The organism is Microbulbifer sp. THAF38, from assembly GCF_009363535.1.
Taxonomy (GTDB): domain Bacteria; phylum Pseudomonadota; class Gammaproteobacteria; order Pseudomonadales; family Cellvibrionaceae; genus Microbulbifer.
In genome coordinates, this window is sequence record NZ_CP045369.1 from 59,503 (window position 1) to 73,252 (window position 13,750).

Annotated in this window: 10 protein-coding genes; 6 read left to right on the top strand and 4 right to left on the bottom strand. The window is 49.1% G+C overall.

Going from position 1 to position 13,750, the window contains the following annotated elements; all coding sequences use genetic code 11:
* The first annotated feature begins 31 nt into the window (after nt 1-31).
* The 4 genes from cyoE to FIU95_RS00270 all read left to right on the top strand — a co-directional run bounded on the left by cyoE (nt 32) and on the right by FIU95_RS00270 (nt 3,803).
* Nucleotides 32-925, top strand: coding sequence for a heme o synthase (cyoE, locus tag FIU95_RS00255; protein ID WP_152450370.1), 894 nt, complete (start codon nt 32-34; stop codon nt 923-925).
* 4 nt (nt 926-929) lie between these two features.
* On the top strand, nt 930-1,616 hold the full coding sequence (locus FIU95_RS00260; RefSeq protein ID WP_152450372.1) for an SCO family protein: 687 nt from the start codon (nt 930-932) through the stop codon (nt 1,614-1,616).
* Between the two features lie 62 nt (nt 1,617-1,678).
* A complete protein-coding gene (locus FIU95_RS00265; protein ID WP_152450374.1) occupies nt 1,679-2,458 on the top strand; it encodes a CPBP family intramembrane glutamic endopeptidase in 780 nt (259 codons plus the stop codon).
* 148 nt (nt 2,459-2,606) lie between these two features.
* Nucleotides 2,607-3,803, top strand: a complete 1,197-nt coding sequence (locus tag FIU95_RS00270) for a dipeptidase (RefSeq protein ID WP_152450376.1) — start codon at nt 2,607-2,609, stop codon at nt 3,801-3,803.
* Between the two features lie 659 nt (nt 3,804-4,462).
* Here the strand turns inward: FIU95_RS00270 and FIU95_RS00275 are convergent.
* From FIU95_RS00275 to znuC, 3 genes are all read right to left on the bottom strand, one after another.
* Nucleotides 4,463-7,096, bottom strand: coding sequence for a TonB-dependent receptor (locus FIU95_RS00275; protein ID WP_152450378.1), 2,634 nt, complete (start codon nt 7,094-7,096; stop codon nt 4,463-4,465).
* A gap of 232 nt (nt 7,097-7,328) precedes the next feature.
* Nucleotides 7,329-8,138, bottom strand: coding sequence for a zinc ABC transporter permease subunit ZnuB (znuB, locus tag FIU95_RS00280; protein ID WP_152450380.1), 810 nt, complete (start codon nt 8,136-8,138; stop codon nt 7,329-7,331).
* A complete protein-coding gene (gene znuC, locus FIU95_RS00285) occupies nt 8,139-8,930 on the bottom strand; it encodes a zinc ABC transporter ATP-binding protein ZnuC (protein WP_152450382.1) in 792 nt (263 codons plus the stop codon).
* Between the two features lie 33 nt (nt 8,931-8,963).
* Here znuC and FIU95_RS00290 point away from each other — a divergent pair, with 33 nt between their 5' ends.
* Nucleotides 8,964-9,962, top strand: a complete 999-nt coding sequence (locus tag FIU95_RS00290; RefSeq protein WP_253868773.1) for a metal ABC transporter substrate-binding protein — start codon at nt 8,964-8,966, stop codon at nt 9,960-9,962.
* A 105-nt stretch (nt 9,963-10,067) separates the two neighbouring features.
* Here the strand turns inward: FIU95_RS00290 and FIU95_RS00295 are convergent, their stop codons facing one another.
* A complete protein-coding gene (locus FIU95_RS00295; protein ID WP_152450384.1) occupies nt 10,068-10,364 on the bottom strand; it encodes a hypothetical protein in 297 nt (98 codons plus the stop codon).
* 339 nt (nt 10,365-10,703) lie between these two features.
* On the opposite strand from FIU95_RS00295, the gene polA reads away from it, so the two are divergent.
* Nucleotides 10,704-13,442, top strand: a complete 2,739-nt coding sequence (gene polA, locus FIU95_RS00300; RefSeq protein WP_152450386.1) for a DNA polymerase I — start codon at nt 10,704-10,706, stop codon at nt 13,440-13,442.
* The last annotated feature ends 308 nt before the right edge of the window (nt 13,443-13,750 follow it).

Genomic DNA, 13,750 nt, shown 5'->3' on the forward strand with positions numbered 1-13,750 from the left:
TCTTATTGTAGAAGAATTAGGAAATAATATTATGACCATACAAACTGCCGAATTAAATTCAACTAGCTGGCGTGACTATTATGAGCTCACAAAGCCAAGAGTTGTGATGCTAATGATTCTTACATCACTGATTGGCATGTTGTTAGCTGTCCCAGGAATGGTGCCTTTTAATATTTTAATCTGGGGAAACTTAGGTATCGCCCTTTGTGCCGGTAGTGCGGCAGCGGTTAATCACCTGGTGGATCGTTACATAGATACAAAAATGTCGCGTACGAGTAACCGCCCAGTTGCAAAAGGGAGAGTGGAACCCCGTAAAGCAATTATATTTTCTTTATCATTAGGCATTCTTGGCATGGCAGTATTAATGATATTTGTGAATATATTAACTGCTTGGTTAACTCTGATATCGTTGGTTGGTTATGCTGTTATTTATACCATGTTCTTAAAACATGCTACACCTCAAAATATTGTTATCGGTGGTCTTGCGGGTGCTGCGCCTCCTCTGCTGGGGTGGACAGCGGTTACCAATGAAATTCACCCACACGCTTTATTGTTGGTATTGATCATATTTGCCTGGACGCCTCCACATTTCTGGGCATTAGCTGTGCATAGAAAGGAAGACTATGCCAGGGCAAAAGTGCCCATGCTTCCAGTTACCCATGGCGTTGCATACACAAATCTTCATATCTTACTTTATACATTTATTTTATTTGCGGTAAGTTTGCTCCCTTTTGCCACAGCTATGCTAGGTTGGCTATATCTTCTTGGAGCTGTTGTCCTTGGTTTAGGTTTTATATATTGGAGCTTGGTAATGCTTCGTGGCCGAGACCCAAATGCGGGAATGGAAACATTTAAGTATTCCATTATTTATTTGATGGCTCTTTTTTGTATTATGTTGCTAGATCACTACTTTGTAGCGGTGTAAGACAATGAGAAATAAAAATTATAAAGAAGTGGAACCAGTATTGGATCAACAACAAAAGCGCGGTGTTCGTATAACGATTGCCGTTTTATTGATGTTTATTGTGGCAGTATTGGTCGGTTTTGTTCATAAGCTAAGTCAGCCAAGAATAATTAGTGATTCAGAACTAAGATTAAACGGCGCTGTAAAATTACAGAGGGCTAGAATTTTAGATAATTTTAAGCTGATAAAAGATAGTGGTGATAGATTCGAAACAAGCAGCTTGAAAGGTCAGTGGACATTAGTATTCTTTGGCTTTAGTCATTGTCCTGATGTTTGTCCTACAACACTTTCTAGTCTAAATAGTTTTTATCAAATGCTGGATGAAGATATTCGCACTGATACAAATATTATTCTAGTAACAGTTGATCCAGCTAGAGATAAACCAAAGATACTCCATGATTATGTTCGCTATTTTAATAAAGATTTTCGCGGAATTACGGGAGATTTTATAGAAATAAAACGCTTTGCAAGTCAATTAAATGTTCCCTTTAATAAGGTGAATTTAGATAATGGCGAATATACTGTTGACCATGGATCTCAAGTGGTATTGATAAATCCACTTGGACATTACCATGCTTTCTTCAGAGCTCCTCTTGACCCTGCAAAGATGAAGCTGACTTATCGCTCTATTCGAGCTACTTTTGAAGGTTAATTATTTGGTTGTTTTATTTTTCAATCATAAATCAGAAGTTTATCTTGAAGTAAGGAAGTAAAGTGCTGCCAAAAATAGTTAATAGGGTAAATTTTCCAGATAGTTCTAGAACTCTTTGGGGCGCACCTCTTCTTTTATCTTTATGCATTATTCCTTTTGGCTGGGCTGGAATGCTAGCTCCTATTATCTGGATTTCTTTAACCGCACTTGAAATGAGCTATGGCTGGAAGCGCGCCGTTTTATTTATTACTTGCATAATTCTGATGTTGGTATCGGGATTTAATATTATTCCTGGTAGTGAGCGGATTCAAGTTCTAGACCCATATTCCGATAGTTCAGGAAATCTGATATACGCAGGTTTTAGTACCGGTAAAGCAGTAATTGCTATTGCTTTACTTGCTTTCATGTTGGGTCAGAAACAAACCTTAAGGCGTATAGATTTAGCTTATCTATGTTTAGCTATCATTATACCGGTTACGGTTGGTTTAGCATTATATGGACCATCTATAAAATTATCATTGACGATAGTAATTGCTGCTCTTATAAATCTCTTAATAGTAAGCATCAGTGAAGAAGGCTTTTTTCGTTGGATATTACAAAGGGGTTTAGAGGAGACCCTTGTCAGCTGGCGATGGGTTTTTGTGCCAATTGTTACTGCGATATTTGTTTTACTCCATATTGGTTGGTCGGCAGAACTGGCAGCGATCATATTGCTTAGCTTAGCTTCATTTTGTTACTCGATTCTCTGGTATTTACGCAGAAATATTTGGCTTTGTGTATTGGCCCATTGGGGAGTTAATGTTCTTCATATGATGATTCTGCCTTACCCTCTTCCTGGTTAATTCTGGAAGCAACTTATTATCCGAAAGCAAGTTAGTATAAGAAATATAATTTTTTATATTTAATAAAATTATCATGCTTTTATAGGTTATGACGATAATCCTCCATAAGGTATCCTGGGATAAAAGTTTAACCGTTAGGAGATACTCAATGAAAAAGAATATATTTATAATAATTTTACTTTTTGTGGCTTGTGATAAATCAATTCACGATGACCGCCGCGCTCTTGCGAAAAAGCTGACTCAGGAGAACATTTTAGTTGATGGTCATATCGATGTACCCTATAGAATTTCGCAAGAAAACTTAGATGTTGGCATAAGTACTGAAGGTGGAGATTTTGATTTTCCCAGAGCTAAGAGCGGAGGCTTAAATGCGCCTTTCATGTCGATATATATCCCCGCTGAGAAAGAAACTAATGGCACCGCAAAGGATTATGCCGACCAGTTGATAAGTAGCGTCGAGGACTTGGTTGCCACTTATCCCAATAAGTTCGCTATCCCTAAATCCATAGATGAATTAAGAAAACAAGTTGAGCAAGGTAAAATCTCTCTTCCTCTCGGGATGGAAAATGGCGCTGCTATTGAAGGGAGGTTAGAAAATTTGGAGTATTTCTATAACCGGGGAGTTCGCTATATAACCCTGACCCATTCAAAGAGCAATCATATTTCTGACTCCTCTTATGATGATTCACGTCCCTGGAAAGGACTGAGTGAATTTGGCAAGAAATTGGTCGGTGAAATGAATGCTCTAGGTATTATGATTGATGTTTCTCATGTTTCCGATGAGGCCTTTTGGCAGGTTATAGAAATTTCTTCAGCCCCAGTAATAGCCTCGCATTCTTCGGCCAGACATTTCACCCCGGGTTTTGAGCGTAATATGAGCGATGCAATGATTATTGCTCTTGCAGAGCAGGGTGGACTGATTATGGTGAATTTTGGATCTACCTTTATCAGTGCTAAATCGCGCTCTTCCCAGGCCTCAATAGCTGCTTTGGTTGAAAGCTACATGAGGGAAAGTAATCTGAGCAAAAAAAGCCCAATAATCGAAGAATACACCAGGTCTTTATATAAAGATAAGTTTGTCTATGCTAACTTAGACGACGTTCTTGATCACTTTGATCATATTCGCAACTTGGTCGGTGTTGACCATATAGGAATTGGCTCAGACTTTGATGGTGTTGGTGATAGCCTTCCTATTGGTCTGAAAGATGTTTCAGAATATCCAAATATAGTTTTCGGTCTTCTGGAGCGAGGTTATAGTGAAGAAGACATTAAAAAGATCCTTGGTGGAAACTTACTTAGGGTCTGGCAAGGTAACGAAACTTATGCGGCCTTTCATGGGCGCTAATTCCGACTTGTATTATATTCTCCTAGGCTATGCTGTCAGCAGTCCTTTATCTAGTCGTATTGAAACTATAGATTGGCATCCTAGATAAGTTTTCTTGGCTTTTAACGCAAGAGTGGATGATATTCCATTGACAGGGTTTCTGAACAACGGCGCCTCTAATGTTCAATATTGTTGAATGTTGGTGTTACTTATTTCTTTAATAGCATAAATAAGCTTATTATTAGATGAGTTGAATTTTTTAATTTCGACTAAAATTGATGGTTAATTCAATGTTAAAGGCTTCCGACTTCTTTATTTTATTGGCCGCTTTGATCTCTTTTTGCTTATCTGGATACTTGTGGTTTAACGGATACAAGGAGCAAGGTGTTTTTACTGCTCTGTGGGTTCCCAGTATTCTATCAATTGGTATCTATTTTAAAGTTTCTGCCTTGCTAGCAAGAAGATGATTATTATGTCTGATTCTTTGATTTTGATGATAGGGATTGGTGTGTTTATCTGTCTGGTTGTGGGGGTAGTATTGACGGTCTATGAGTTCCATAAAGCGGGCTATGAACCAGTTAGAAATCGATCCAAAAGAAATAAATCGGTAAGGTAATTTTTAGATCTCTAAATGGACAAGGGAAGCCATTGGCTTCCCTTTTTGGTTGAAGGCTACTTACCTAGAAGTTATAGGTCATTTTTCCGTAGATAAAACGACCGCGAGGGTCGTGCTGTGATTCTACATAGCCATAAAGATCGGTATCGCCATCACCTATTGCAAAGGGCGGTTCTTCATCGAAGATATTGTCCGCACCGAGACTTAAAACCATATTTTCGAAACCGATATAGCGTGCTTGCATATTCATGGTCACGAAAGAATCAACAGTACGAGTGCTGTGGCTTTCATAGTCGAGATTACCATCGAAGTCTATATCCGGTGTATCTTCAAATTCTCCAATATAGCTGAGTCCTGCACTAAAACTAAAGGTGTCAAAAGTCCAATCGGCAGTAGCGTTCCAGCGATGCTGTGGATACTCGTATTCTCCAGCTTGGTCACGGGTAATAAATTTTTCACCAGTGGAATCCAGTTCAACACGCTCGAATTCTGCCAGGTAAGAATAATCCAGACGTAAGCCAATCTCACCACTGGCCAGCTCTAAGCCATCGTAAAGAATAGTTAGATCTACTCCGGATACTTCTTGTTCGCCTATATTGGTAAAACCGTTCCGTATAGACTGTAGTGATCCTAAAGATTGACCTTGAAGTGGTGTATCACGAAGGCAGATACTGCTGTTCTGATCGTTACAATGAAGGTTGTAGACATAGCCATATGGAACGTCATCAATTTTGCCTTCCTGAGTGATATTCCAATAGTCCAAAGACAGTTGTAGGCCCTCAATAGGTTCGTAAATGGCACCTATATTGTAGGACTCGGACTCTTCTGCATCGAGGTTTGGGTTTTCTGAGTAGATAATTGTGTAATCAAGCTTGCCACAATCTTCAATGCCATTAGCTTCACAGCCATAAGTATCTGCAAAGAATACGGATTCTTGTGAGTCACCTAGACCTATCTGTGCAAGAGAAGGTGCACGGAAGCCGGTGCCCCAGGATGCACGCAGAGATAATTGATCAGTGGCGCTCCACAGCAGTTTGGCCATGGGATTAGTGGTACTGCCAAAGTCACTGTAATCGTCGTAGCGAGCGGCCAATGTGAGGTCGAACCTAGCGGGAAGGGGGATGGCTACTTCGACATAAGCCGAGGAGATATCACGGCTGGCGCTGGCGGACACAGACTCAGTGCCAAATATTAGCCCGCGCTGGAATTGGTCATCTGGAGAATCGGAAGCTTTTTCCTCGCGATACTCCAAACCAGTAGCCATAGCAATGGTGCCATAAGGAGTATCGATCAAATCTCCATTGACTGAGAAATCGTAGCTAGTCAGTTCAGACTTGCCCTGGCGGACTAGATTGGTGGTGATGGCATCAATCACTGAGTCCGGATTTTGTACGCCGCCAAAGGGATTGTAATTACCGGCATTAATCTGCTCTTGGAGCAGGTCGGTGCGTACCCAACCTTGGGACTTACTTCCTGTCTGTTTAGACTCGCTGCGTGAGCGCTGTACAGATGCTTCCCAGCCCCAATTGGCGATAGAACCTCGCAAGCCGAAAACACCACGCAGGTTATCGGTTTCTATGCTCCATTGACGCGCTCCTGCATCTACTGTGCGGTAAAAGGCGATATTAACCTCTTCGCCATAAGGGTTATTTGGGTGGTCTACTGGCACATAGAGGCCCGCTTCTGTATCTAGAGGCGTAGGCGCACCTTGAGCTACAGAGGTGTTGTGTTGAATGGCAACTTCACTAAAGAATTCAACGTTTTCAGTTAATTGTTTATGACCCAGCATTAATAATCCAGTGCGTTCCGCTTCGGGTGTGATCAGGGTCCAGGGGCCGTAATCATAGCTACACACAGGACCAACACTGAGGACTGCTATACGGTCCTCAGGGCAACTGGAATCTGGCGTCGTTTTGGTTGCCATTGGTAAGATGAAAGTTCCAGGGAAGCCGCGAGCTGAGCGGAAGTTTTCACCACCTCGGCTGGTTTGGTTGGCGGTATCCAGACCGCTGCGCTCTGTACTGGAAAGGCGACTGTTTTTATGGTGATCAAAAATAACGGTGAAATTGGAGTTTTCCCCATTTATGCCCCAAACAGCCGAGAATGATTGCTCGTCATAGCCATCTGCACTGCCGTAGTCCATCGATACTTCAGTGCCTTCGAAATCCTTGCGTAGCACCAGATTAACCACACCGGCTACCGCATCAGAGCCGTAAATGGCGGAGGCACCATCTTTTAGAACTTCTACACGCTCAACTGCAGCCAATGGAATGCTGTTGATATCGACGAAGTTAGTGGTAATTCCCTCAGCAAAGGCGCTGATAGCAACACGGCGGCCATTAACCAATACCAGCGTGGCATCGGCACCCATACCGCGCAAACTCACCGCAGCAGCACCATTGGCGGTGGAATCCTGGTTGTTGCCGCGGGTGGAGAAGGTGCCGTTACCGGCGGCGGGATTTTTCTCAAACAGCTGCTGTAGATTGGTATAACCGGATTTCTCGATGCTTTCGCGGTCCATTACCTGGATCGGGGTAGCGTTTTCAAATTCAGAGTTGCGGCTGATTCGGGAGCCCACAACGGTGATCTCTTCAATTGCGCCTTCCTCGGCGGCGAAAAGAGCTTGTGGGGTTGTTGTTGCGGCCGCAGCCAAAATGGCTGAAGCCAACACATTGCGACGGAGAGTGAATTTTTCCATGTTTCTTGCTCAACTTTTTTATTTTCATAGTCCGTGACTGGCCCAAATTGGCTGGTCGTCGAGCAACACTAGCAATGGCGGAAAACTGAAACAATTAGCTCAGAGCTGGCCACTGGCCCTGTCGATGAATGGGTGAAGTGGGTCGCTTTTTTTTAATGAAATAAACGCCAAACCAGTTAATGGCGGTGCTTTGGAAATGGTAAGCAGGGATCAAATACTGCTTAAAAGTAAGCTAGTCATTCTGTAGTGGACGCAGCTGGCTACAGAGAAAAAACACCGCGGCTGCGAGGACAATAGATGGGCCTGCAGGGGTGTCCCATAAAATAGAGGCGAGCAAGCCGAATACTACGGCGAGGCAGCCGATCAGGGATGCCAATATAGCCATTTGTTCCGGGGTGTGCGAGAGCCTGCGCGCGGCGGCGGCGGGAATTATCAGCAGGGCGGTGATCAGCAACACACCAACCACTTTCATGGCGATGGCAATTAGCAGGGCCAACATCAGCATGAGCGCCATACGAACTCTCTCTACCGGCACACCCTCTACTGAGGCCAGCTCCTCGTGTAGTGTGAACGCCAATAGTTTTTCCCAAAGCCAATAGAGCAGGGCGAGGATGCCCACTGCGGTAATAGACATCAGCACCAGGTCTTGGCTGCCGACGGCGAGCAAGTCGCCGAGTAACAGGGAGAGTAAGTCCACCTTAATTTCGAACAGGCTGACTGTCACGATACCGAGTGCCAGCATCGAGTGGGAGAGAATACCCAATAAGGTATCCACGGCTAATTTCTGCCTGCGCTGCAGGTACACCAGCAGAATCGCCAGCAAACAGCAGGTTGCACCAACGGCGAGGGTGGGCATGATATGCAGTACAAAGCCTAGAGTGACGCCGAGCAGGGCTGAGTGTGCCAGTGTGTCACCGAAGTAGGCCATGCGCCGCCAGACGGCAAAACAGCCTAGTGGACCGCTAACTAGAGCCACCAACAGACCGGCGCCCAGGGCATACCAGAGAAATTGGCTGTGCAGTAATTCGCCGAACTCGACCACTTATTGTTGCTCTCTATTTTTGCCACTCGACTCTGTATCCGAGTGATTGTGGTTGCACTCGCCGGCGATGTCGCCACTTAGTTTGTGCTGGTGGTTGTGCTGGTGGGTATAGGGTGCCACTTTGTCGCCAAAGAGCGCCAGGTAGGCGGGATCTCTGCTCACCTGTTCCGGGTGGCCGTGACAGCAGATATGCTGGTTGAGACACAGCACCTTATCGGTGGCAGCCATTACCAGATGTAAATCGTGAGATACCAGCAACACCCCGCAGCCCAACTCATCGCGCAGGGTGGCAATCAACTGGTACAGCTCGCTTTGCCCGCCCACATCGACGCCCTGAGTGGGCTCATCCAGCACGAGTAATTGCGGTTTGCGGGAGGCGGCTCGGGCGAGCAGAACTCTTTGCATCTCTCCGCCGGAGAGATTTGCCAGGCTGGCCTGTAACAACTGCCCGGCACCCACTCTATCCAGTGCGGCCTGGGCTTGGGCAGCCTTTACTCCCGGTTGCCCCAGTTGCAGGAAGCGCTGCACAGACATCGGCATGGAGTTGTCGATATGCAGACGCTGCGGCATATAGCCTATTCGCAAGCCCGGTTGGCGCCAGACAGTGCCACTCGTAGGTTTGGTCAAGCCCAATAACAGTCGCAGTAGGGTGGTCTTACCGGCGCCATTGGGGCCGATCAGTGTAACGATCTCTCCCTGAGTCAACTCCACGGAGATGTCCCGAAGTAGTTGCCGGCCAGCGAGTTGCAGCGCGACGCAGTCGGCAGTAATTAGCGGCGGGGAAGGGCTCAGGGCAAAATCTCCAGGGCGGGCGTGAAAATCCGTATGTATATAGCTTCCTTGCGAGGGCTCGACGAGAGAGCCTGCAGCCAGTCGGACTGGCGGCGCGAAGCCGGTTGTGATTATATCGCAGTTTTACGTCGCCAAATGTCTCCCATGTCCCCCTCTTCGCGTGTTTTCTCCTTTTTTGCCCTGTTGTTGCTCTGCCTTAGCCTGTTGGCCTGTGGCAAACCGCAGCCCGTCGAACGTACGGAGCTAGTGGTGAGCGTGCGCCCGCTGGCGCTGATTGCTCGGGAAATTGCCGGTGATAATCTGCCGGTGCATGTGCTTATCCAGGGGGCTGATCCCCATCATTACGCCCCCAGTGTTTCTGACCGGGCACGTCTGGAACGGTCCCTACTAATGATTTGGTTGGGGCCGCAGATGGAGGGGCTGCTGGCCGGACAGGTGAATTCTTTATCCGAAGAGAGGCAGCTGCAGTTATTGGGCGCAACCGAGTATGAGTACCAGGGGGCCAACGCTACTGATCCCCATTTATGGTTGCGCCCGCGCAACGCGGCATTGGCTGGGGCTCTGATTGCCGAGCGCCTGGCGCAGTTACAGCCGCAGCAGGCCGAGCTGTACCGCAGTCGTGCGCGAGATTTTTCTCAATCTATGGCCAGTTTGCAGAAAGTATTGGACCGGGCCCTGTGGGCATACCGCGATGTCCCCATAGTGGTGACCCATGATGCTTACGGGCATTTCTTTGGTTCCGCAGGGGTGGAAACCCGCGCTTTGGGGAACAGTAGCGGTGGCGGTCATGGCGCTCGCGCCATGTTGGACCTCAGCGGGGTGGGGCGGGGTTGCCTGTTTGGAGAAGTCCCTGAAAATACCCGCGACCGACAGCTGGCGGAGCACCTGGGGCTGGAGTATGCCGCGTTGGACCCTCTAGGCGAACAACTGGGGCCCGATGCCCGCTATCTCGATTTGATTGAGTCCTTATTGGCACAGGCGCGCGGCTGTCTCAGTGAGATATCTGATCAAGCCGATCAAAGTGAGCAGTGAATTTATAAATCCCCAGGAGTGTGATTCGACCTGAACCGAACTTGAAAAGGAAGGGAAAGATGGCCCGATGGCAGGGAGATCGGGCCAGAATCATGGGTAAAGCAATTAACCGGCAGTACCGGATTTATTCTTTAACTGCTGAAGTTTTTCCGCTCGCACCGAATCACGCTCGGCCTTGCGCCGCATTTTTTCCAGGTGGCGCATCTGGCGTTGAAACAAGACTTCGCTCTGCTCCCTGGTAGCTTCCTCCAACATCAGCTCGTGACCTGGCGCCTGCGCATGTCCCGCTGTAGTGGAGGCAGTTTCCTGAGTCTTTTCCGTCTGACAGGCGGAGACCGCGGCTACCGGCGTTGCCAAAACGGGGGCGGCAAATAGCAGGGCGGCGTACATCACTCCTCTCATAATAAGAATCCTTCCTTAACGCTCGTGGGTAACTTTTTGCGGAAACAAAAGACCCTGTGCCACCTGTGGGCGGCGAATGGCATTTGTTTCCGGGGAGTTGGCGATTAGTAAAAGTCGCTACCGGCAAGACTAGACAAGCCTGAGCATTTGGTGAGGTTACTGCGTCGATTGTTGTCGACCCAGCGTCGAGGTGAGTTGGCTTTGCCGCAAGGATCTGTGGCGGCGGTAAATGTTTTGTCTCACGGCAGCGAGCGGAAAAACTGTGTAAAGGGGGGTATCCTATCGGCCAATCCAGCGCTGCGAGCGCCCGACAGGACCAACAACAGAATCCCGAGATTTATGACTAAACAAAGCTCCCCCGCCGCCCCGCTGATCCTGGTGGATGGCTCCTCCTACCTGTATCGCGCTTTTCACGCTCTGCCACCGCTGACTACCAGCCAGGGCAAACCCACCGGCGCGGTGCGCGGTGTCATCAGCATGCTGCGCCGCCATTTGAAGGAGCATCCGCACAGCCCGGTGGTAGTGGTGTTTGATGCCAAGGGCAAAACCTTCCGCGATGAAATGTTTGCCGAGTACAAGTCCCATCGCCCGCCGATGCCCGATGACCTGCGCGAACAAATTCAGCCGATCCATGACATTATCGATGCCATGGGGCTGCCGCGTCTGGTGGTGGATGGGGTCGAAGCGGACGATGTGATCGGCACCCTGGCCCTGGAAGCCCAGCGTCAGGGCCAGGAAGTGATTATCTCCACTGGCGATAAAGATATGGCGCAGCTGGTGTGCCCTGGCGTCACTCTGGTCAATACCATGTCCAATACTGAGATGGACAGCGAGGGGGTGGTGAAAAAATTCGGCGTGGGGCCGGAGTTGATTATCGACTTCCTCGCCTTGATGGGGGACAAGTCCGACAATATTCCCGGTGTCCCGGGGGTAGGTGAAAAGACCGCTCTGGCGCTGCTGCAAAATCTGGGCAGTCTCGAGAATATCTACGCAGACCTGGATGCCATTGCGCCGCTGGGATTCCGCGGTGCCAAGACCCTCGGTAAGAAGATGGCCGAACACCGCGAGGCGGCGGAACTCTCCTATAAACTGGCCACCATTAAGACCGATGTGGAGATGCCCTATCACCCGCAGGAGCTGCATAACGCGCAGCCCAATAACGAGGCATTGATAGAGCTGTTCACTCAGAATGAATTCCGCGGCTGGCTGGAAGAACTGACCAGTGAAGAGTCCGAAGAGGCGATGGCCGAGGCCGTTGAGCGGGACTACGTCATCGTCACCGAGATGGCAGAATTCGACACTTGGCTTGAGCAGCTTAAGGCATCAGAGATCTTTGCTTTCGATACCGAGACCACCAGCCTCAACTATATGCAGGCAAAGCTGGTGGGGGTGTCTTTCGCGGTAGAGCCCTACCGCGCCGCCTATGTGCCCTTGGCTCACGATTATATGGGCGCACCCGAGCAGCTGCCCTTCGATGAGGTTCTCGCCAAGCTGAAACCTCTGCTGGAAGACGACAAGCAGAAGAAGGTTGGGCAAAACCTCAAGTACGACAGCCATATCCTGGCCAGCTACGGCATTGCGCTGCGCGGTATCGCGCGGGACACCATGCTGGAATCCTACGTATTAGACAGCACCGGCAGTCGACACGATATGGACAGCCTGGCACTTAAATACCTGGGCGAGCACACGGTACATTTCGAGGATATCGCTGGTAAAGGCGCCAAGCAGCTTACCTTCAACCAGATTGAGCTGGATAAAGCCGGCCCCTATGCCGCTGAAGATGCGGATATCACACTGCGTCTGCACAATGAGTTGAGCGCGCGCCTGCAACGGGAGCGAAGCTTGCAGGAGGTGCTGGATGACATCGAAATGCCGCTGCTGCCGGTGCTCGCGCGCATGGAGCGCAACGGTGCCTATATCGATGCGAAAATGCTCTCTGAGCAGAGTGCCGAGCTCGAGCAGAAGATGCGCGAGCTGGAGCAAAAGGCCTACGAGGTGGCCGGCGAGGAATTCAACCTGGGTTCCACCAAGCAGCTGGGAGTCATTCTGTTTGAGAAACTGCAGATTCCGGTGATCAAGAAAACCCCCAAGGGGGCGCCATCCACCGCCGAAGCGGTGCTGCAGGAACTGGCCCACAACCACGAGCTACCGGCGCTGATCATGCAGTACCGCGGCCTGGCCAAATTGAAGAATACCTACACCGATAAGCTGCCGAAAATGATCGACCCCAGCAGCGGACGGGTGCATACCTCTTATCACCAGGCGGTGGCCGCCACTGGTCGCCTGTCTTCCAGTGATCCCAACCTGCAAAACATTCCCATCCGCACCGAGGAGGGCCGCCGCATCCGCCGCGCCTTTACTGCGGACCCGCGCATTAATGGCGGTAGTGAAATTATTGCTGCGGACTATTCACAAATTGAGCTGCGCATTATGGCGCACTTGTCTGGAGATAAGGGCTTAGTGGATGCCTTCGCCCATGGCGCCGACATCCACCGCGCCACTGCTGCCGAAGTCTTTGAAGTAGCGTTGGATGCCGTCAGTGATGAGCAGCGCCGCCGCGCTAAGGCCATCAACTTCGGTCTGATTTACGGTATGTCTGCATTTGGCCTGGCCAAGCAGTTGGATATCCCGCGTGCCGATGCCCAGACCTATATCGACCGCTACTTTGAGCGCTATCCTGGTGTGTTGCGCTATATGGAGGATACCCGCAAGCAGGCGGCGGAAAAGGGCTACGTAGAAACCCTATTTGGCCGCCGCCTGTATCTGCCTGAGATCAACTCGCGCAACGGCATGCAGCGTCAAGCGGCCGAGCGCACCGCCATCAATGCGCCTATGCAGGGCACCGCCGCAGATATTATCAAGCGCGCCATGATTGCTGTGGATGCCTGGCTTAAAGAGCAGAAACTGTCGACGAAACTGATTATGCAGGTACACGATGAATTGGTGCTCGAAGTGCCCAAGGATGAAGTCGAGACGGTGGCCGGCGGCGTACAGGAGATTATGCAGGGCGCGGCCAAGCTGCATGTTCCTCTGATTGTCGATCTGGGGCGTGGCAAGAACTGGGATGAAGCGCATTGAGCTTTTTCGTAAAGCGTCTTTGGCGCACTCATTAACGTTCAGGTGGGGCTGACTTAGGGACGTAGGTACAAGAAGGCTTAATGGGCGCCTGTTTAATGAAATAAGCGCCAATAAGCGTGTTTTAGTCGGCGTTTTTACATTCTTTGCGGAAAACCGTGGAACTGTTCCGGCGACAGCCCCTCTAAAAAGGCAAGATCGTTGGAATGCGTCATCATCCCCCAAGGAAGTCAGATGTTTGCCCCGGAACTCCCCCAAGTCCGGGGCATTTTTTTTGTCTTTCGCTCACTCCCCTTCCACAGCGCACGCTT

Excerpts from the sequence above, each read along its gene's own strand:
- FIU95_RS00260 (WP_152450372.1), top strand. The coding sequence starts at position 930 with ATGAGAAATAAAAATTATAAAGAAGTGGAACCAGTATTGGATCAACAA.
- cyoE (WP_152450370.1), top strand. The coding sequence starts at position 32 with ATGACCATACAAACTGCCGAATTAAATTCAACTAGCTGGCGTGACTAT.
- FIU95_RS00270 (WP_152450376.1), top strand. The coding sequence starts at position 2,607 with ATGAAAAAGAATATATTTATAATAATTTTACTTTTTGTGGCTTGTGAT.
- FIU95_RS00275 (WP_152450378.1), bottom strand. The coding sequence starts at position 7,096 with ATGGAAAAATTCACTCTCCGTCGCAATGTGTTGGCTTCAGCCATTTTG.
- FIU95_RS00290 (WP_253868773.1), top strand. The coding sequence starts at position 8,964 with ATGTATATAGCTTCCTTGCGAGGGCTCGACGAGAGAGCCTGCAGCCAG.
- polA (WP_152450386.1), top strand. The coding sequence starts at position 10,704 with ATGACTAAACAAAGCTCCCCCGCCGCCCCGCTGATCCTGGTGGATGGC.
- FIU95_RS00295 (WP_152450384.1), bottom strand. The coding sequence starts at position 10,364 with ATGAGAGGAGTGATGTACGCCGCCCTGCTATTTGCCGCCCCCGTTTTG.